Here is a 19986-nt window from a genome sequence, read left to right as displayed (position 1 = left end):
GGACGCCGTCATGACCGCCCTCCCCCTCGCCCGCCTCGATCCGGTTCCGGCGGCGCTGGCGCCGACCGAGCCGGTCGCCCTGCTGCAACTGTCGTCGGAAACCGCCGACGCCGCCTCGGCCGTCTATCGCGAGGTGCGGCGCGGCCGGCGGGTGGTGGCGGTGGTCGCGGGCGGGGTGGAGGCGGTCTCGGGCCTGGCCCGGGCGCTGGACGCGATCGGCGTGGCGACGGTGACGCCCGCCGCCGGGGAGGCCCTGCTGCACGACGGAGTCACCCTGGCGCCCGGCCCGGACGCCGCGCCGCCCGCACAGGTGACGGCGCCGCTCACGCGGCTGCGCGTGGCGCTGGCCGGCTGCGGGGTGGTCGGCGGCGGCCTGCTGCCGCGACTGCTGGCCGACCCCCGGTTCGAGGTCGTCGGGGTGCTGGTCCGCGACCCGACCAAGCGCCGCGACGTGGCCGTGCCCGAGGCGCTGCTGCTGTCCGACCCCGCCGCCCTGCTGGCGCGCGAGCCGGATGTACTGGTCGAGGCGATCTCCGAGGCGTCGACGGGACTGGCGCTGATCCGCGCCGCCCTCGGCCGCGGCGTCCACGTGGTCAGCGCCAACAAACAGGCGGTCGGCGGCGACCTTCCGGCCCTGACCGCCCTCGCCGACAGCGGCGGGGCGCGGCTGCTCTATTCCGCCAGCGTCGGCGGCGGGGCGCCGCTGATCGAGACCGTGCGCCGGGCCCGGGCCCATGCGCCGGTGGTGCGGATCGAGGCGGTGCTGAACGGCACCTGCAACTTCATCCTCAACCGGCTGGCGCACGGCGTCGCGTTCGACGCCGCCCTGACGGCGGCGCGCGAGGCGGGTTTCGCCGAGGCCGATCCGTCGGCCGATCTGACCGGGCTGGACGCCGCGGCCAAGCTGGCCATCCTCGCGCATGAGGCCGGCGACTGGCGGCTGGCCCCGGCGGGCGTGGCGCGGGAAGCGCTGTCGGCGACGACGGCCCTGCCGACCGGCCGCGTGCGGCAGACGGCGCGGCTGGACCTGGCGGCGCGTTCCGCCTCGGTGACCTTTGAGGCGATGGACGCGGACCCGCTGTTCGCCGGGCTGGCCGACGAGGGCAACGCCGTGCGCGTGACCACCGCCGACGGCCGGATCTTCACCGCGACCGGCCGCGGAGCCGGGCGGACGCCGACGGCGGAAAGCGTCTGGGCCGATCTGACGGATCTGCTGGCGGCTCGCTGACCCGCGACAAAAAAAGCGCCGCCGGATCGGATCCGGCGGCGCGAGATGGCTTCGATCAGGAGTCAATCAGAAGCGGTAGCGGAAGCCGGCGAAGACCTGTCGGCCGGTGTGGTGGTGCACCGAGACCAGATTGTAGTCGCCGACGTACTGGGTCGCGACTTCGTCGGTCAGGTTGATGCCTTCCAGGGTCAGCGTCAGTTCCTCGGTGACGTTGTAGGAGGCCGAGGCGTCGACGTTGAAGGTGTCGACCACCCCCTCGATCGCATTGCCGTTGCGGCCCGGAACCTGGGTCAGATAGCCATCGCGGTAGGTGCCCGAGACGCGAGCGCTGAACCGGTCGTCCTCATAGTACAGGGTGCCGTTGTAGGCGCGCTTCGACAGGTTGGTCAGGGTGTTGGTCGTGCCGTTCGGATATTCGATTTCCGAGTCGACATAGGTGTAGTTGGCCAGGACGCCGAAGTTGCGGAAGACGCCCGGCAGGAAGGTCAGCGGCTGCTGGTAGCTGATTTCGAAGCCGTCCAGTTCGCCCCCCTCGGTATTGACTGGCTGGTTGAACACCCAGTCCGCCCCCGGGGAGCAGCCGGCGGTGGCGCCGCACGCCGCGACGGCGACGCTGTCGGGCAGACCCAGGGCGTTGCCGGTGAACGGCGCCGTCACCGTGTCGTTGGCGACGAAGCTGTTGATATCCTTCTTGAACAGCGCCAGCGACAGGATCGACTCGGGCGCGAAATACCATTCGAAGGCGACGTCGTAAGTGGTCGCCCGCGTCGGCTCCAGCAGGGGGTTGCCCGAGTTTACGGTGCGGTTGTTGCCGGACACCGACACCGTGCCGCCCGGCGTCAGCGACCCAAGGCCCGGCCGGGTCATCACCTTGGCTGCCCCGAGACGGATCAGGAAGTCGTCCATCGGCTCGAACACGACGTTCATTGACGGCAGCAGGTCGTCATAGCTGCGGTTGGCCTCGGTGAAGACGGGAGCCCCGGCCGCCAGGGTGTAGCCGGTCGAATACTGGTCGGTCTCGATATAGCGCAGGCCGACATTGCCGCGGACGGGCATGGCCCCCATCGCGGTGTCGAAGTCGACCTGGACGAAGCCTCCCTGGCTGTCTTCCTCGACCGAGCGGTTGTTGCCGCGCGAGGGAATGAAGCTCATCGGGAAGCTGCCGAAGTCGAACAGGGCGTCCGCTGCGTGATAGTCCGGGATCAGCCATGACAGGGTCGAGCCGGCCGGGATGTCCCACTGATCCGCCAGGCCGACGATGCGGCTATAGTCGGAGATGGGGGTTCCGGCGACACCGGCCGGAAGACACCCTTCGGCATTGCCGGTCGGCGCAAGGCCGCACGACGCGGGGTCGCGACGCAGTTCCGTGGTCTCGAAGGTATAGCTCTTGAGGAACAGGCCGGCGCTCAGGGTGAGAACGGGATTGATGTCCCATTCCGCGGTGGCCTGGGCGGTTTCATAGGTATTGTCGGCCGTCTGGGGGCGCAGCCGAATCTGGCTGAGGGTCCAGCTGGCCGGATCGTTGACGTCGAAGCCGTAGCTGATCATCGGCAGGTTGGCGTTGTCGCGGTAGTCGTAGCTGTAGCCGTCCGACCCCGCGTGATCGAACAGCAGGGTGGTCTGGATCGGGTTGTCATGTTCCGACGTCGAGGAGCCGAGGAAGCCCTTGACCCGGAAGGTGTCGGAAAATTCGTGCGACACGTCCAGCGTCAGCTGGGTGAACACGGTATCGAGCTCGTCGAAACGGGACTCCGAGCGCACGTCGACATTGTCGAATAGCCCGTAGACCATGGTCCCGTTGCTATCGACTTCCGAGTCCACGACCACGATGCCGGCCCGGCCGCCAGCGCCGCCGGCGCTGAAGTCCGGGGATTGCAGGAAATGCTCGAACCGGGTGGCGCTGAAGTCGGCGTACAGCAGATCGAGGCTGACTTCGGTCCGGTCGGTCGGCCGCCACTGCAGCGAGCCGGTGACGCCCAGCCGGTCCTGGTCGTGCTCGAGGATACCGTAGCGCGGCAGGCGGGGCGTGAAGGCGTTGACCGCCCCGGCGCCGCTGCCCACGTTGCCGCCCTGCCAGCGCACCGTGCTGTGACCCTCCTCGAGCGCCTTCCGGCTCGAGAAGGCGACCGAGAGCAGCGCCCCGAACTTGCCGTCGCCCCATGTGTTGGAGATCAGCATGGCCGCGCGCGGGTCGGCGTTCTGGGCGAGATCGTTCCAGCCCAGTTGCCCGGAGACGGCGAGGGTGAAGCCCGGATAGTCGAACGGACGGGCCGCCTGCAGGTCCACCGTCGCCCCGAGTGAGCCTTCCTCGGTATCGGCCGAAGCGGTCTTGCGCACCGTGATGCTGTTGAAGAGGTCCGACGCGAAGACGTTGAAGTCGAAACCGCGGCCGCGGTTGGTGCCGCCGGAGCTGTCGGTGCCGCCGGTGGTGCCGAGGGCCTCCATGCCGTTGATGCGGATGCGGGTGAAGTCCGGACCAAGACCGCGCACGGAGATGTTGCGGCCTTCGCCGGCGTCACGGGTGATGGTCACGCCGGGCACCCGCTGGATCGCTTCGGCCAGGTTCTGGTCGGGGAAGTCGGCGATGTCTTCCGCCATGATGACGTCGACCGCGCCCGCCTCGTTGCGCTTGACGTTCAGGGCCTGGGCCAGGCTGCCGCGGAAGCCGGTGACAATGACTTCCTCGACCTCGGTCGTGGCTTCGGGCGTCTGTGGCGCGGTCTGGGCCAGCGCGGCCCCGGCCCCCAGCGACAGGGCGACCGCCACGCCCGAAGCGCCGGCGAACAAAGTACGACGCAGGGCGCACGGCCCCGACTGAATGGCTTGCATCATATGCCTCCTCCCAATGGGCATAAGGACGCCGGGGTGACCCCGGTCTATCGATTATTGCGGTCCGGCATTGTCGGCCGTTCCGTTTGACACCGGTGTCATCAATGCGAGGAACGCGTCCTGACACCGGTAGCAATCGAGAGCCTAACCCGACGATCCGCGTTTTCGCAAGGCTGTCCGGTGACAAAGTGTCATCAAGCGAAATGGTAACGTCGTTATCCGTGCTGTCGGGGTCACAGTGTCCGCCGACGGATGACCGCCACGGATTGAACCTAGCCGGGACTTTGGTGGCGCCTGCGCGCGACCTTGATCCATTGGTCGGCCATGCCGAGCAGGCCCTCGCGGCGAACCGCATCGGGTTCGGGGACGGCCTCGGCGATCAATTCGCTGACCTTCTGACGGCACTGTTGGGCGGTACGCAGGGGCGGCATGTGCGGGTTCGCGACGGAAGGGGGCACGGCGAAACCGGCCGCACCGATCCGGGTTCCATATGGCGGCGCTAGCGCGCCAGCCAGCCGCCGTCGACGGCCAGCACCGTCCCATGGACATAGCTCGCGGCGTCAGACGCAAGGAACACCGCGGCCCCCGCCAGATCGGACGGCTGGCCCCAATGGCCGGCCGGGATGCGGGCAAGGATATCGCGGTTGCGCGTCTCGTCGGCGCGCAGGGCCTGGGTGTTGTTGGTGGCGAAATAACCGGGGGCGATGCCGTTGACGTTGATCCCCTTGGCCGCCCATTCGCAGGCCAGCAGCTTCGTCAGGCCGGCGAGACCGCTCTTGGAGGCGGTGTAGGACGGCACGCGGATGCCGCCCTGGAAGGACAGCATCGAGCAGATGTTGATGATCTTGCCGCCCCGGCCGTCGGCGACCCAGGTCCGGGCCACGGCCTGCGAGAGGAAGAAGGCGGTCTTCAGATTGGTGTCCATCACCGCATCCCAGTCGTCTTCGCTGAAGTCGAGACTGTCGGCGCGGCGGATGATGCCTGCGTTGTTGACGAGGATGTCCACGGGCCCCGCCCCGGCGACCACATCGGCGATCGGCGCGGTCGAGCCGAGGTCGGCGGAGATGGCTTTGAAGGCGCGGCCAAGGCCCGTGACCATGGCTTCGGTTTCGGTTGGCGCCGAGCGGCCGACGGCGACGATGTCGGCGCCGGCTGCGGCGAGGCCGACGGCGATGGCTTGGCCCAGCCCGGTGTTGGCGCCGGTGACCAGGGCCGTGCGGCCGCTGAGATCGAACGGGTTCATTTCAGCTGGCCTCGCTCTTGGCTGACATTAGTTTGGTAATGGGGGTCTCGCACGGATGCGCCCTGACCGACACGCCTTGTGGGATGCGGATTGAATGCATAGGTAACCGGTGTCATAAGCGGATGCAAACGCCGGAATGTGGCGCGGCCGTATGCAGCCGACCGTCCGTCAGGAGTGTTGAGGCTCCGCCCGCCCGTCATCACGCCCCGAGGAAGCCCATGAAAATCGCCCTGATCACCGAAAACAGCCAGGCCGCCAAGAACGCGACGATCCACACCGCCCTGACCTCGGTGGCCGAACCGCTGGGCCACCAGGTGTTCAACTACGGCATGTACACGGCGGAAGATAAGGCCTCCCTCACCTACGTGATGAACGGCCTGCTGACCGGCATTCTGCTCAACTCTCGGGCGGCCGACTTCGTGGTGACGGGGTGCGGCACAGGGATGGGCTCGATGCTCGCCTGCAACGCCATGCCGGGCGTGTTCTGCGGCCTGGTGATCGACCCGACCGACGCCTTTCTGTTCGCCCAGATCAACGACGGCAACGCCATCTCCATGCCCTACGCCAAGGGCTTCGGCTGGGCCGCCGAACTGAACCTGCAGGACGTCTATCGCAAGCTGTTCGAGGGCGAGCGGGGGCTGGGCTATCCCAAGGAGCGGGCGGAAATCATGGCCAAGAACCGCGGCATCCTGAAGAGCCTGAAGGCCGTGACCTGCAAGGACATGATCACGGTTCTGAAGTCGGTCGACCAGGACCTGCTGAAGGCGGCGATCGCCGGCGAGCGGTTCCAGGAGTATTTCTTCGCCCACGCCGAGGACGCGGAAATCCGCGACTACATCCAGAACCTCGCCAAGGGCTGAAGCCCCAACACGGCCCGATCCCGGATTCCCGGGCCGGGCCGTCGGAACCGGTCCTAGGGTCGGGCCGCCGGAGCGGCCGGAGCAGCCGCGGCGGAGGGCCGCGGCGCGATGCGCCAGATGGTGTTGGACAGGTCGTCCGCGACCAGCAGGATGCGGCGGCCCTGGTCGAACACGACGCCGACCGGACGACCGCGGGCTTCGCCGTCTTCGGTCAGGAAGCCGGTGGCGAAGTCGACCATCTCGCCATTGGGCTGGCCGCCGGCGAAGGGCACGAACGAGACCTTGTATCCGGACAGGTCGCTGCGGTTCCAGCTGCCGTGCTGGCCGACGAAGGCGCCCTGCGAGAAGGCCCCGCCGAAGCCGCCGCCCGTCGCAAACGACAGGCCCAGCGCGGCCACGTGCGAGCCGAGGCCGTAGTCGGGCTCGATCGCCGTGGCGACCAGATCCGGCCGCTGCGGACTGACCCGCGGATCGACGTTCTTGCCCCAGTAGCTGTAGGGCCAGCCATAGAAGGCGCCTTCGCGCACGGATGTCAGATAGTCGGGCACCGCCTGCGGGCCGATCTCGTCGCGCTCGTTGACCACGGCCCACAGGGCGCTGGTCTGGGGCTCGATGGCCAGGGCGGTCGGGTTGCGGATGCCGGTGGCGACGGTGCGGCGCGCGCCCGTCTGGCGATCGATGGCCCAGACCACCGCCCGCTCCTCTTCCACCGCCATGCCGCGCTCGCCGACATTGCTGTTCGAGCCGATGCCGACATAGAGGGTCTGACCGTCGGCGCTGGCGGTCATCGCCTTGGTCCAGTGGTGGTTGATCCGCTCGGGGAGTTTGGTCAGCTCCTCTGGCGCGGCGGTGATGCGCGTCTGACCTGGCTGATAGGGGAAGCGCACAAGGGCGCCCTGATTGGCGACGTAGATGTAGCCGTCGACGAAGGCGAGGCCATACGGCGCGTCCAGATTGTCGATGAACACCGTGCGCACCTCGGCCCGGCCGTCCTGATCGGCGTCGCGCAGCAGGGTGATGCGGTTGCCGCTCTCGACCTGGGTGTTGCCCTTCTTCTTGATCACGCCGGCGATGACGTCCTTGGGACGCAGCGGCGGCGCCTTGCCGCCCCGGCCCTCGGCCACGAGGATGTCGCCGTTCGGCAGCACCAGCATCTGACGCGGGATCTGCAGATCGGTGGCCAGGGCGGTGACGGTGAAGCCTGCGGGAACCGTCGGAACCTCGTCGCCCCAGCCGATCGGCTCGGCGATCTTCATCGACGGGATCAGAGTCTCGCGGATATCCGGAATGTCCGGGGTCGGACCGGTCTGATTCAGGCTCTGGTCAGAGCCGCCGCAGCCGGCGACCAGGGCGGCGAGGGCGACGGCACCCATCCATGAAATGCGGCTCATGGCGCGACCTCCCGCTCGCGGTTGGAGAAGGCGATCACACCGGCCGCGAGCGCCAGCAGGGTGCACAGAATGGAGAGGATCAAGCCCAACGCCCCCACCGAGCTCCAGCCGTCCTGGCTGTGCTTGAAGGCGTTGATCAGGCCCAAAACCCACATGCCGGCGAGGACGCCGGCGTAGATCAGGCGGGGTCGGCGCTCCGCTCCGCGCCAGCCGAGCACGAGGGAGATCAGCGCCCAGGCCAGAACCAGTCCGCCGAACACCAGGGCTCCGGCGATCAGCCAGGACGAGAAATTCGTCCACTGGATCTCGGAGGTCCGCAGATAGGTGATGTCCGACATCAGGCCGCTGGTGAACAGGGCGATCGGAAAGCTCAGCAGGATCGCATGAAGGGGATGCGGGGCACCCGTGGTCAAATATCGCCTGAACGGCATCCTGAAGCCTCCCTGTCCGTGATCTCAGCCACAGGGCCAATCCGTCGCAACCGGATTGGTTCAATTCAGACCGCGACCAATCGCGTCGGGGACGCCCCTCGGCTACTCCGGCGGCGCCGTCGAATCGCGCACCACCAGCGACGGATCGACCTCCGGCTGGACGAGGGTCGCCGGGTCGAGGCCGCGACTGCGGGCGGTGAGCTTTTCGGCCGCCATCCGCCCCATGTCGCGGATGGGCAGGCGCACCGTGGTCAGGTTCGGCCACACCCGCGAGGCCATCGGCAGGTCGTCGAAGCCGACGATCGACAGATCGCGCGGCACGTCGAGGCCGGCGTCGCGCGCGGCCTTCATGACGCCGATGGCCATCTCGTCATTGCCGGCGAATATGGCGGTGGGCGGGTTCGCCATGGCCAGAAGGCTCTGCGCCGCCTCCACCCCCGACTCGAAGGTGTAGGCGCCTTTGCGCACGCAGTCGTCGTCGAGGGTCAGACCGTGTTCAGCCAGCCCCTCGCGGAAACCCTGCCCCCGCTCATACGACGAGCGGAAAGTGTCGGGTCCGGAGATGAAGGCGACCCTGCGGTGCCCCAGCTCGGCCAGGTGCCGCGCCGCCTGGGCCGCGCCGCGGCTGTCGTGGGTCACGACCATGCAGGCGGGCTCGTCCAGCGACACCGAGGCGATGCGGACATAGGGGCAGTCCGCCTCCTTGAGGATGGCCACCACCCGGTCATCCTCCGACACCGAGGGCGGCATGACCACGCCGAACAGCTTCTGCCGCACGATGAAGGCGCGGACGTCGGTCAGGAAGTTGTCGGCGGCACGGTTGCAGGGGTGGACGACCAGTTCGAGACCCGACCCGCGCACCGCGTCCAGCACCCCCTGCTGCATGTTGACGACGTAGTTGGGGCTGGGGTTGTCGTAGATCATCCCGACCAGGAACGACCGCCGGAAGGCCAGGCCGCGGGCCTGCGGATCGGGGCTGAAGCCGTGTTCGGCGATCACCGCCTCGACGCGCTTGCGGGTCTCCTCCTTGACGAAGGGGGAGTTGTTGATGACCCGGGAAACGGTCTTCTTCGACACCTCGGCGAGGCGGGCGATGTCGTTGATGGTCGCGGGCTTGCCGCCGGTCCGTCTGGGCTCGTTCACGCGCGATCTCTCTGGTCGAACGCTGTCTTAGACGGAACCAGCGGGGCTGTCAGCGGCGATCAGGTGCCGCGTCGCGTCGCGGGGCGGTCCAGCACGTCCTCGCGCAGCGGCGTCATGAAGCGCAGGTCCCAGTCGTCCGGATTGAACGTCTTGCGGGTCGCCTCGACCACCGCCGGATAGCCGCCGACCTCGCGCTCGTGGTCGATGATCTCGCCGCGCCCCTCGGCCACCTCGGCGATCAACAGCACGTCGCGCATGTCGCGGTCCCACGGGCGGGCGCCGACATTGGCCAGCAGGGCGCGCTGCACGTCCACGGCGGGAATGGGGACCAGGCCCTCCCACCAGACCGGCGGGCGGCGCATCTCGATGATCCGCGCAGGCGAAGTTGTGTAGCGGCCGAACATACGGAGCGGCGCGCCAACCTGGTCGACGGCGATATTGTCGTGACCGTAGTATTCCACGTCGCCGGCCCCGCCGATCATCATGAAGGCCAGATGGTCGGTCGGCGTCGACGGCCCGGCGCGCAGGACGTTGCCGACCACCGACATCTTGCCGACCTCGAACGGCACATCACCCCATTCTTCCGGCGCCAGGTTGTAGTGGATGGCGCGCGGGCCCGGATTGTAGATCAGATTGTTGGCGATGACGCCGTGGACGCCGCCCTTGAACAGCGGGCTGCGCTCATAGTTGTGGGCGTACAGATTGCCGACGATCAACAGGCCGGTGACGTTGTCGTGGATCAGCGAGCCCTTGGAGTGCTCGCCCTTGGAATGGGTCGAATAGGCCAGGCTCTCGCCGTTCAGATTGTTCGAGAAGGTGATGTTGTGGCTGGTGCCGCGACGCCATTCCTCGGGCGTCTCGCCGGTGAAGCGCGGGCCCGAGGCGGACAGGTTCTCGTCCGTGGCCCAGGTCAGGCTGCAGTGGTCGATGATGACATTGTGCGCGCCGACGGTGGCGATGCCGTCCTCGTCCCAGCCGCTCATCCATTCGCCGCCGGCCGAGCCGGGGCGAATGCGGATGTGCTGGACGATCACGTCGTGGGCGGTGATGTCGATGCCGCCGCGGATCAGGGTGATGCCCGGCGACGGCGCGGTCTGGCCGGCGATGGTGATGAAGGGATTGCGCAGCCGCAGGGTCTGTTTGCCCAGGTCGATGACGCCGCCGACCTCGAACACCACGATGCGCGGGCCGTCGGCCTCGATCGCGGCGCGCAGGGAGCCGGGCCCCTCCCCGTCCAGATTGGTGACGCGGATGATCTGGCCGCCTCGCCCGCCCGGGGTCCGGGAAGCCCAGCCGAGCGCACCAGGGAAGGCCGGCAGGGCGGCCTCTGTCGCCGCTGGAGCGGCCGTCTGGGCCGCCGCGATGGACGGCGCGGTCAGGGGCAGAACGAGGGCGGCCGCGACGGCCGCGATACGGGCGAGGGTCATGTTTCCATCCTGTCACAGGGTCGCCTGTGGCCGCGACCTTCATCGTGAGCGTCGTCGCAACGACGGCGCCGGATTCAAATTGACACCGGTTTCCTTCCTGCGCAATGTCTGCCGCAACAGGGAGGCGGCGTGAGCCACGCACACGATAATTCAAGCGGTTCGCCGATTGCACGGGCCTTTGTGGACGCGCGGCGCGCCAGCCGGGCGCTGTCGCCGTATCCGGGCGCGCAGCCCGAATCGCTCGACGCCGCCTACCGGATCCAGGACGAGGCCATCGCCGCCTGGCCCGACCGGATCGCCGGCTGGAAGCTGGGCCGGATCAACCCGCCGCATGACGCGCGCTTCGGCGCCGGGCGGCTGGCCGGGCCGATCTTCTCGCATGCCGTCTGGACCGCCGGGGCGGCGCCGACGCGGTTCGATGTGATCGACGGCGGCTTCGCCGCGGTCGAGGCCGAATATGTGCTGGAACTGGGCGAGACCGCGCCGGACAGGGACGACTGGACCGCCGCGACCGTCGCGCCGCTGGTCGCCCGCGTCTTCACCGGCGTCGAGATCGCCGGCAGCCCCTTCGCCGGCATCAATGACCACGGACCGGCGGTGACGGCCTCCGACTTCGGCAACAACGCCGGCCTGATCCTCGGCGCCCGGGTCGCGGACTGGCGGTCGCGCCTCGCCGACCTGACCTGCACCATGACCATTGACGGCGTCGTGATCGGACAAGGCGGGGCTGCGTCGATCCCGGACGGTCCGCTCGATTCCCTCGGCTTCCTGCTCAACCTGCTGCACCGCCGCGGGCGGCGGCTGGAGGCGGGACAGCTGATCTCGACCGGCGCCGCCACCGGGGTCCACGCCATCCGCGCCGGTCAGTCGGCGATCGCCGATTTCGGCCCCGACGGCCGCATCGAATGCCGGGCCGTCGCCGCCCAGGGAGAGACGCCGTGACCATGACGCGCAGAACGCTCGGCCTCGCCGGACTCGCCGGGCTGGGCCTCGCCGCCTGCGCCCCGCGCCCGACGACTGGCGGCCGCACCGTCTTCGACGCCGTGGATGTCCACCCCGGCGACTTCCCCACCGTCACCGCCGTCAAATGGATGGGCGAGGAACTGGGCCGCCTGACCGACGGCCGGCTGGGCGTCCGTCAGTTCCCCTCCGGGCAACTGGGCTCGGAGGACGACTCCATCGGCCTGGCGCGCCACGGCGCCATCGACATGTGCCGCGTCGCCGTCGCGGCCCTGAACAACGCCTTCCCGGAAACCCGGCTGCTGGCCCTGCCCTATGTCTATCGCGACATCGCCCATGTCCGCGCCGTCATTGACGGCGAGATTGGCGCCGAGTTGCTGAACGTGTTCGAGGACCGCGGACTGGTCGGCCTCGCCTATTACGACGCCGCCCCGCGCTGCCTGTACAATGTCCGCCATCCGGTCGCCGAGCCGGGCCAGCTGCGCGGCCTGAAGATGCGGGCGCCGCAGTCGGACATCTTCCTCGACACCCTGCGCGCCATGGGCGCCAACCCGACGCCGCTGTCCTTCGGGGCGGTGTTCTCGTCCCTGCAGACCCATCTGATCGACGGCGCCGAGAACAACTGGACGGCCTACCAGTCCAGCCGCCAGTACGAGGTCGCCGGGTTCTGGAGCCAGACCGAGCACTCCTTCTCGCCCGACGCCCTGCTGATGTCGAAGTCCAGCTTCGACGCCCTGACGCCGTCGGACCGGGAGCTGGTCCGCGACGTCGCCCGTCGCTCGGTGCAGGTCATGCGGACCGGGTGGGACCGGCGCGAAGCCGAAGCCCGGGCCGCGGTCGTCGCCGCCGGGGTGCAGGTCGCCGAGGTCGACAAGGCCGCCTTCGCCGCCGCGACCCGGCCGGTGCTGGACAGATATCTATCCGAGCCGCGCCTGCGCGCGCTCCACGAACGTATCGCAGCGGTCGCCTGAACGACCGCGCATCCCCGGCGCTCAGGGAGGGCCCGAATGTCTGAACCCCGACGCGGATCCGTCCGCGCCCTCGATGGTCTGGCGAGCCTCGCCCTCGGTCTGGCGGGGGTCGCCCTCGTGGCCATGGCCCTGGTCCAGGCGTGGCAGGTCTTCGCCCGCTATGTGCTGAACGACAGCCCCGGCTGGACCGAGCCTCTGGCCCTGCTGTTGATGAGCTTCGCCGTCATGTTCGGCGCCGCCGTCGCCGTTCGGCGCGAGACCCATTTCGCCTTCCAGACCTTCCGCGACGCCGCCCCGGGGCGGGCCCAGTGGGTGCTCAAGTCGATCTCGCGCCTGATCGCCGCCGTCTCCGGCGCGGGGCTTATGGTGCTGGGCGGCACGCTGATGCTGGATGAATGGACTGTGGCCATGGCCGGGGCGCCGCTGCCGTCGGGTCTGAAGTTCGCCGGCCTGTGCATCGGCGGGGCCCTGATCCTGCTGTTCTCGATCGAACGCCTGCTCACCGGCGACTATCTCGCGCCCGATGCGCCGGCCGAGGCGGAGGACTGAGCATGGAATATCTCATCCTCTTCGGCCTGCTGGCCATTCTGCTGGCCATCGGCGTGCCGGTCGCCTTCTCGCTGCTGGCCGCGACCTTGGCCACGGTCCTCTATCTGGCCCTGCCGCCGATCGTGGTGTTCCAGCAGATGGGATCCGACATCACCTCGGTGGCCCTGCTGGCCATTCCGCTGTTCATCTTCACCGGCGAGCTGATGATGAAGGGCGGCCTGTCCGACCGGATGATCGCCCTCGCCTCCTCCATGGTCGGCCATGTGCGCGGCGGCCTGGGCCAGGTCACGGTGGTCGGTTCGACCCTGTTCGGCGGCGTTTCGGGCAGCGCGATCGCCGACGTCTCGGCCATCGGCGGCACCATGATCCCGCAGATGCAAAAGCGCGGCTATGACGCCGACTACGCCGTCAACGTCACCATCTCGGCGGCGCTGGTGGCCCTGCTGGTGCCGCCCTCGCACAATATGATCCTGTACTCGGCCGCGGCCGGCGGCGGCGTGTCGATCTCCGACCTGTTCGCGGCCGGCATTATCCCGGCCCTGTTGCTGGCGGCGGTGCTGATGGTCACCTCCTATGTCGTCGCCCGCCGACGCGGCTATGCGGCCGAGGCCTTCCCCGGCTTCCGCGCCATCCTGACCCGGCTGGTCGCCGCCATCCCCGGCCTGCTGCTGGTCGGCATCATCTTCACCGGCATCCGGCTGGGCGTCTTCACCGCCGTCGAGAGCGCCTCGATCGCCGTGGTCTACGCCACCGTGGTCACCGGTCTGGTGTACCGCCACATGACGTGGGCCGCCTTCAAGGAGGCCTGCGTCGGGGCCGCCCGGACCTCGGGCATGGTGCTGTTCATCATCGGCTGCGCCGGGGCGTTCGGCTGGCTGATGGCCTACCTGCAGGTGCCGGTCATGATGGTCGATCTGCTGCAGACCCTGACCGACAATCCGATCCTGATCCTGCTGCTGATCAACCTCATCCTGCTGGTGCTCGGCACCTTCATGGACATGGCGCCGCTGATCATCATCTGCACCCCGATCTTCCTGCCGGTGGCCAAGGCCTTCGACGTCGACCCGGTGCAGTTCGGCGTCATCCTGCTGCTCAACTGCGGCATCGGCCTGATCACCCCGCCGGTCGGATCGGTGCTGTTCGTCGGCAGCGCCATCGCCGGCATACCGATGACCCGGGCGCTGAAGACCATCTGGCCGTTCTGGCTGGCTTGCGCCGGCGTGCTGATGCTGGTCACCTTCATCCCGGCGCTTTCGCTGTGGCTGCCCTCGCTGATGAAATGACCGATCGACTGGCGCTACGCAGCGCCGAAGACTGCCGCTGGGACTGCGTCGCCCTCGGCGAAGTGATGCTCCGCCTCGACCCCGGCGAGGGCCGAATCCGCACCGCCCGGTCCTTCCAGGTCTGGGAGGGCGGCGGCGAGTACAATGTCGCCCGCGGCCTGCGCAGGACCTTCGGCCTGCGCACCTCGGTCGTCACCGCCCTGCCGCGCAACGAGATGGGCGCCCTGGCCGAGGACCTGATCCTGCAGGGCGGGGTGGACACCTCCCACATCCTGTGGCGCGAGGCCGACGGCGTCGGCCGCAACACCCGCATGGGCCTGAATTTCACCGAGCGGGGCTTCGGCGTGCGCGGGGCGCTGGGAGCCTCGGACCGGGCCAATTCCGCGGCCTCGCAGATGCGCCCCGACGAGGTCGACTGGGACGCCCTGTTTGCCAGCCCCGAGGAGGGGGGCGAAGGCGTGCGCTGGCTGCACACCGGCGGCATCTTCGCGGCCCTGTCGGAGAGCACGGCCGGGACCACGCTCGCCGCCGTCCGCGCCGCCAAACGGCACGGCGTGGTGGTCAGCTACGACCTCAACTATCGCGCCAGCCTGTGGTCCAGCCACCCGGACCCCGACGCCGCCCGGCGCGTCAATCGCGAGATCGCCGGACTGGTCGACGTGCTGGTCGGCGACGAATACGCTTGGGCCTCCTGCCTGGGCGTCGAGACGGACGAGGCCCGCGCCGACCCGTGCGACAGCCGCCCGTTCGACCGGCTGGTCCAGCGCGTCGCCGGCGACTTCCCCAATGTGAAGATCTTCGCCGCCACCCTGCGCGATCCGGTCTCGGCCTCGGTCAATCGCTGGGGCGCGGTGCTGTGGGCGGGCGGACAACGGTACGAAACGCCGACGCGCGAGATCGCCGTGCTGGACCGCGTCGGCGGCGGCGACGGTTTCGTGGCGGGGTTGGCGTGGGCCGTGCTGGCCGGGCGCGACCCTCAGGCGGCCGTCGACTACGGAACCGCCCATGGGGCGCTGGCGATGACCACGCCGGGCGACAACGCCATGACCTCGCTGGTGGAGGTCGAGGCCCAGGTCAGGGGCGGCGGGGCGGCGGCGGTGCGCTAAGGAGGCCCAATATTTGAGCGCCGAGCACCTTTATCCCGGGGGCAAACATCACCGAAAAGCGCCGTCTGTTTCTGCCTGCCACAAGGCCAGACCTTGCTCCAGATCGGTCTCGAACCGATATCCGTTTTCCGATAGCCATTCGGGGCTTACCTTCGTGGATAGGACCAATTTCATGACCCGTTCGCCGTGGATGCGGGTGTGGATTCCGAGGCTGCCCAAGAGCTCAAACGGCTTTGCCGCCGCCAATAGCATCCATAGTGGCACCGTTGGCGGGTTTAGTGGCCGACCCATCGTCCGGCCGAAGGCTTCGACGATTTCGCCGATCGACGTATTCCGGGGGTAGGCGGCATTGAAGAGGACGAACCGGTCCTTGTGATCCAGAGCAAAATCCAACGCCCTGGCGACCTCGCCGACATACACGCTGCTCTTCACTGTGTTCTGGCGCCCAGGATAGAAGAAATACCCTTGCCGCAACGCTTTAGCCAGTTGGGTGAAGTTGCCATCCTCTCCCGGACCGAAGATCACGCCCGGGCGCACGATCACCAACTTGCGGCCGGGTGTCGCCTCAAACCATCGACGGTGGATTTGCTCCGCCATCAACTTGGACCGCCCGTAGTCGGACATCGGCGCCGGCGTTGAGGATTCGGTGAGAACGGTCTCGTTTGGGCCATAGATGGAGATCGAGCTGGTAAATACCACGGTCCCGATCGAACAGGCGTCTGCAAGCGCTGTGCAGTTCAGAGCGCCATTAACGTTGGTGTCGTAATATGCATGTGGCGGGTGGCCCGGCGTACGATGTACAGCCGCCAGATTATAGATGATCGACACCCCGCTTCCCATGTCAGTAGGGATCGGTGCCCGGACGTCGTGTTGTCGAAATTCCACCCCTCCGGCAACTGATGCGGGCCTCTCGAGGTCAACGATGCGGACAAAACTATGCCGCCCCGATGCAAGCAGTCGGGACGCGATCCGAGACCCGACGAAGCCGCTTCCCCCCAGCAGGAGGGCCCCTCCCCGGGGCCCCTCACCGTCGACCAACCCGGACTCAGACATAGCGTTGGTGGTTGAGCCGGTACCAGCCGGCGATCTTGTCGATTTCCCCCTTGAAGAAGTGGGTAGGGCGCCATCCCAGAGCGGTTATCTTGTCCCACACCACGGCGTATCGGCGATCATTGAACGGACGGTCCCTGACGAACTCCACACTATCCTCGAACGCCACACCGAAGGCTTCGCAGATTGTTGCCGCCACCTCGAGATTGGTGAATTCGTCCGGCGATCCGACGTTATAGGTTTCGTGAATCTGCCCTCGATGCGAAACCAGTTCAATCGCCGCCGCCAAATCCCGGGCGGCCAGATAGTGTCGAACATTCTGCCCGTTACCGTGCAGCGGGATTCTCTCCCCCCTAATTAGCGACAGACAGCACCTTGGGATCAGCTTTTCGGGATATTGCCGGGTGCCAAACACGTTATTCGCCCTGACCATGATGATCGGGACCTTGAAGGAGTGAATGTAGCCCTTAACGATCATTTCGGCAGCAGCCTTGGAGGCCGAGTAGGGGTTGGTGGGGTTGAGCTGTGCAGTCTCATCAACCGCTCCCTCCAGCACCTCTCCATATACCTCGTCGGTGCTTATATGGATCACCTTGGGCACGTTCTTCGTGCGACATGCTTCCAGGATCGTATGGGTTCCGAGGACGTTGGTGTTAGTGAACAGCAGTGAACTGTGGAAAGAGTTGTCAACATGACTCTCGGCTGCCGCGTGGATCACCAGATCGCAACCATCAACCAATCGTTCACTTAGTTCGTAGTCACAGATGTCGCCCACGACTAATTCGATGCGGTCGCTAATAAGCAGATCATGAAGATTGCGAAAATCTGCAGCATAGGTCATCTTGTCCAGAACTATAATCTTACAGTCTGGCATACTGCCTGCAAATTGCTCGACAATATGTGACCCGATAAAACCGGCTCCGCCTGTAATCAAAATCTTACGCATACCGCAGTCGTCTCCCGAATTCCCATGCGACATCCACTGAATCTGCCGGTTTTACCGCACAGCCAAATGTAGACGACCACTTTGATATGTCCAAAAAGAACTCGTCCCGCACGTTACCGACGCTGCGGAGGCGACCCTCGCCATAGCCGCTAATCACGGCGTCGGCAATCTCCCCACAACCAACCGCGCGCCCACTTCCGAGATTGAAAACGCCGCCCGCCCCGGCCGCAACCGCGCCGATCAGCGCTCGCGCTGTTTCATCGACTGAGATGAAGTCGCGTCGTGTCGCGGGAGACATATCGAACACGATCTCACCTTCATGTTTCAGACGAAACAGCATCTGGCCAAAGAAGGATCGACGCCCTCCGCCGCCCGCCTCGTACTCGAACCCAAATATATTGCTGAGGCGTACAATAAGCGCGCTGTCGCCCAGGGCCGCCCGGATCCACGCCTCCGTCCTCGCCTTGTTGGGCCCATAGCCCGCACCGTCGAACTGCAAGGGATCGTCCTCACGCGCGCCCCACTGCACATTATCCCTGTAGACCTTTCGGGTGCTCAGCATGAGCACACGCGCGCCCCGTCGACGGGCGATCTCGGCGGTCTGACGCTCCAGATCGACCGCTGGATCGTAGGGGCCGATCCGATAGGCGGGTGTCAAAGCGCAGTTTGTGACGACATCGCCTTCCTCTACGACATCCTCGACAGCCATGCCCCGATCAACACCCACGACCTGCATGCCTGATGTCGTCGCAGCCTCGACCAAGGCGGACCCGATCAAGCCTCGGGCTCCGACAACGATCAGCCTTCCGCTTGGGAAAGGAAGTGGGGGATCATCCATAGGGTTGCCTTCTGGGCTCGGAGGACGCCGATGCATTGACGCCAAGACGATCAGGCCAAAATCAAATACCGTCGATGGGCCGCATTTTCAGTATGCGTTCTCGCCTCGCGCGAGATGAACAACAGTTCTGATCATGATCTTTATATCCCCGAGAATAGTCCAAGTCTCGACGTATTCCATGTCCTTTTCAAAACGGTCAAAGAGCTTTTCCTCTGTATCGGTGTTGCCGCGAAGCCCGCTGCATTGGGCAAGCCCCGTAAGGCCGGGCCGAACGCGGTATCTCGCTTTGAAATTGCGAATGAGGTCGTCGTAGAGCACGCCACCCGCCGTGGCCCCGGAGGGGTGCGGCCTGGGCCCAACGATCGATAGCTCGCCCTTCAATATGTTGAACAGCTGGGGCAACTCATCGAGGCTGGTCGACCGAAGCAGGGCTCCGACCCGTGTTACGCGCGCATCATTTCGGGTCGTCAGCCGGCTCCCCGAATGATCTGATGCATCGGTCCGCATCGATCGAAACTTCCACATCAGAAACTCACGGCCGCCGTAACCCCACCGCACCTGTTTGAATAGCGCTGGCCCCGGCGAGTCGATCCGGATTGCTATTGCGATCAGCAGCAGGAATGGGGACAAAAACAAAAGAGCGATACCGGAGCCCACAATATCTATGAGCCGCTTTATAAGGAACGACCCGCTGCTCTGACGCTGATGCTGGAGTATCCGGCCATGGTCGACGGACGAGCGAAATCGCAGGCGTCGCTCGACCGGACCGGCCGGGGCGAGGGTGACAAGCAACACGTCGACGGCATGAATCTCGAGCGCGTCGACGAGAGGCTGTAGTTGTCCGGGCAAACCAGCCACAAGAATGACCTCGTCAACCGGGCCCTCAAGGAGTTCGGCGTGAAGCTCATCGAGAGACCCGCCGGAAAGGATCGCCACGGCACGAACGCCGACCCTTTTGTCCAGGTCATCGAGCACCTCCTGCCTCAGCGCTGAGGCCGGCCCGACCACGACAACAGTCTTGGCCACTACTCCCCGTCGAAGCAGGCGTCTGACGATAAGGGCGGAGCCCGCGCGAATCGCGAACATTCCAGCCGCCGTCAACCCGACAACGACCAGAGAGTGAGCCCCTCGCCAGCCCGTCGAACCCAGAAGGAGCAGGATTTCCACCATGCCCGCGATGAGCGCGAGGGCAACGGCGACCTTGAGACTGACCGCCTGCTCCATGTCATGGAGACCGATCACCCGCTCTGTGTAGGCGAGCAGGCCACTCAGGGCGATAAAGTGAACAAACAGCGTGTGGAGGGGCCCCACATCCACATAACGAGCAAAGCTCAGCAGCGCGAACCAGGCGACAAAGGCGACCACCGCCAGGATCGACCGGGCGAGGCGTAGGCTGATGAGGCGCCGGGGACGGGGTCCCACAACGAAGCCGGTCCCCGCCGCCGGCGTGGCGCTATCGATCTCCTCTTCAGAGGATTCGACGGATGGCGAGAGCATCGAATGCACTGAGTAGACCACCTTCACCTAGCGGAACGGCTCGGCCTACACGGCAGGCCTCGAACTGTCGACCCCAACTCGCAGTCTCGGAGAACCGAATGCTATGATTGTGACTCTGTTGCCAATTCTCCTGTTGAGTGCGCCAGCAACGCTTCTGCCGCCGTCCTTCGGCGCCATACGTTAGGACGAGATTCATCAAGGGGCGCCGGGACGCCGTCTCCGTGCACCCCCACA

The 19986-nt window shown here is 66.8% G+C and carries 18 protein-coding genes; 7 read left to right on the top strand and 11 right to left on the bottom strand.

The genetic code is table 11. The features are described 5' to 3' along the window. Positions 1-10 precede the first annotated feature (10 nt). Positions 11-1228, top strand: a complete 1218-nt coding sequence (locus ACK4JY_RS00315) for a homoserine dehydrogenase (RefSeq protein WP_409602044.1) — start codon at positions 11-13, stop codon at positions 1226-1228. Positions 1229-1294: 66 nt separating this feature from the next. On the opposite strand, the gene ACK4JY_RS00310 is transcribed toward ACK4JY_RS00315, so the two are convergent. The 3 genes from ACK4JY_RS00310 to kduD all read right to left on the bottom strand — a co-directional run bounded on the left by ACK4JY_RS00310 (position 1295) and on the right by kduD (position 5300). Continuing rightward, the gene (locus ACK4JY_RS00310) at positions 1295-4060 is read right to left on the bottom strand and encodes a TonB-dependent receptor (RefSeq protein WP_409602042.1); all 2766 of its coding nucleotides are present in this window, start codon (positions 4058-4060) and stop codon (positions 1295-1297) included. A gap of 269 nt (positions 4061-4329) precedes the next feature. Beyond that, the gene (locus ACK4JY_RS00305; RefSeq protein ID WP_409602040.1) at positions 4330-4488 is read right to left on the bottom strand and encodes a hypothetical protein; all 159 of its coding nucleotides are present in this window, start codon (positions 4486-4488) and stop codon (positions 4330-4332) included. 68 nt (positions 4489-4556) lie between these two features. Further along, complete coding sequence (gene kduD / locus ACK4JY_RS00300) at positions 4557-5300, bottom strand: 2-dehydro-3-deoxy-D-gluconate 5-dehydrogenase KduD (RefSeq protein WP_409602038.1); 744 nt, start codon at positions 5298-5300, stop codon at positions 4557-4559. Between the two features lie 218 nt (positions 5301-5518). Between kduD and ACK4JY_RS00295 the strand changes: the two genes are divergently transcribed. Continuing rightward, positions 5519-6160, top strand: coding sequence for an RpiB/LacA/LacB family sugar-phosphate isomerase (locus tag ACK4JY_RS00295; RefSeq protein WP_409602036.1), 642 nt, complete (start codon positions 5519-5521; stop codon positions 6158-6160). Positions 6161-6213: 53 nt separating this feature from the next. Here ACK4JY_RS00295 and ACK4JY_RS00290 read toward each other — a convergent pair whose 3' ends face one another. The 4 genes from ACK4JY_RS00290 to ACK4JY_RS00275 form a co-directional block, all read right to left on the bottom strand. Next, positions 6214-7551 (bottom strand): PQQ-dependent sugar dehydrogenase, encoded by a 1338-nt coding sequence (locus ACK4JY_RS00290; protein ID WP_409602034.1) that lies wholly within the window; start codon positions 7549-7551, stop codon positions 6214-6216. After that, complete coding sequence (locus tag ACK4JY_RS00285) at positions 7548-7964, bottom strand: DUF2231 domain-containing protein (RefSeq protein WP_409602032.1); 417 nt, start codon at positions 7962-7964, stop codon at positions 7548-7550. Before ACK4JY_RS00285 ends, ACK4JY_RS00290 begins: the two co-directional genes overlap by 4 nt. Positions 7965-8084: 120 nt before the next feature. After that, the gene (locus ACK4JY_RS00280; RefSeq protein WP_409602030.1) at positions 8085-9125 is read right to left on the bottom strand and encodes a LacI family DNA-binding transcriptional regulator; all 1041 of its coding nucleotides are present in this window, start codon (positions 9123-9125) and stop codon (positions 8085-8087) included. 59 nt (positions 9126-9184) lie between these two features. Beyond that, the gene (locus ACK4JY_RS00275) at positions 9185-10552 is read right to left on the bottom strand and encodes a polysaccharide lyase family 1 protein (RefSeq protein ID WP_409602029.1); all 1368 of its coding nucleotides are present in this window, start codon (positions 10550-10552) and stop codon (positions 9185-9187) included. Between the two features lie 129 nt (positions 10553-10681). Between ACK4JY_RS00275 and ACK4JY_RS00270 the strand changes: the two genes are divergently transcribed. From ACK4JY_RS00270 to ACK4JY_RS00250, 5 genes are read left to right on the top strand one after another with little or no spacing between them, the layout of a single operon-like run. Continuing rightward, positions 10682-11494, top strand: a complete 813-nt coding sequence (locus ACK4JY_RS00270) for a 2-keto-4-pentenoate hydratase (protein WP_409602027.1) — start codon at positions 10682-10684, stop codon at positions 11492-11494. Positions 11495-11496: 2 nt separating this feature from the next. After that, positions 11497-12483 (top strand): TRAP transporter substrate-binding protein, encoded by a 987-nt coding sequence (locus ACK4JY_RS00265; protein WP_409602025.1) that lies wholly within the window; start codon positions 11497-11499, stop codon positions 12481-12483. Between the two features lie 36 nt (positions 12484-12519). Then, positions 12520-13032, top strand: a complete 513-nt coding sequence (locus ACK4JY_RS00260) for a TRAP transporter small permease (RefSeq protein ID WP_409602023.1) — start codon at positions 12520-12522, stop codon at positions 13030-13032. A gap of 2 nt (positions 13033-13034) precedes the next feature. After that, positions 13035-14315 (top strand): TRAP transporter large permease, encoded by a 1281-nt coding sequence (locus tag ACK4JY_RS00255; protein WP_409602021.1) that lies wholly within the window; start codon positions 13035-13037, stop codon positions 14313-14315. Continuing rightward, on the top strand, positions 14312-15421 hold the full coding sequence (locus tag ACK4JY_RS00250; RefSeq protein WP_409602019.1) for a sugar kinase: 1110 nt from the start codon (positions 14312-14314) through the stop codon (positions 15419-15421). The genes ACK4JY_RS00255 and ACK4JY_RS00250 overlap by 4 nt, the downstream gene beginning before the upstream one ends. Positions 15422-15469: 48 nt before the next feature. Here the strand turns inward: ACK4JY_RS00250 and ACK4JY_RS00245 are convergent, their stop codons facing one another. The 4 genes from ACK4JY_RS00245 to ACK4JY_RS00230 form a co-directional block, all read right to left on the bottom strand. Next, complete coding sequence (locus tag ACK4JY_RS00245) at positions 15470-16474, bottom strand: NAD-dependent epimerase/dehydratase family protein (protein ID WP_409602017.1); 1005 nt, start codon at positions 16472-16474, stop codon at positions 15470-15472. After that, positions 16467-17417 carry a dTDP-glucose 4,6-dehydratase gene (locus ACK4JY_RS00240; RefSeq protein WP_409602015.1) on the bottom strand — a complete coding sequence of 317 codons (951 nt, stop codon included), beginning with the start codon at positions 17415-17417 and terminating at the stop codon, positions 16467-16469. The genes ACK4JY_RS00245 and ACK4JY_RS00240 overlap by 8 nt, the downstream gene beginning before the upstream one ends. Further along, entirely contained in the window at positions 17410-18255 is an 846-nt protein-coding gene (locus ACK4JY_RS00235; RefSeq protein WP_409602013.1) for an NAD-dependent epimerase/dehydratase family protein, read from the bottom strand. Before ACK4JY_RS00235 ends, ACK4JY_RS00240 begins: the two co-directional genes overlap by 8 nt. A gap of 87 nt (positions 18256-18342) precedes the next feature. After that, positions 18343-19779 (bottom strand): exopolysaccharide biosynthesis polyprenyl glycosylphosphotransferase, encoded by a 1437-nt coding sequence (locus ACK4JY_RS00230; RefSeq protein ID WP_409602010.1) that lies wholly within the window; start codon positions 19777-19779, stop codon positions 18343-18345. Between the last annotated feature and the right edge of the window lie 207 nt (positions 19780-19986).

The sequence above is a fragment of the Brevundimonas sp. genome (assembly GCF_046295595.1).
In the GTDB taxonomy this organism is placed as follows: Bacteria; Pseudomonadota; Alphaproteobacteria; order Caulobacterales; family Caulobacteraceae; genus Brevundimonas.
This window is presented reverse-complemented; position numbering and strand designations above follow the sequence as displayed.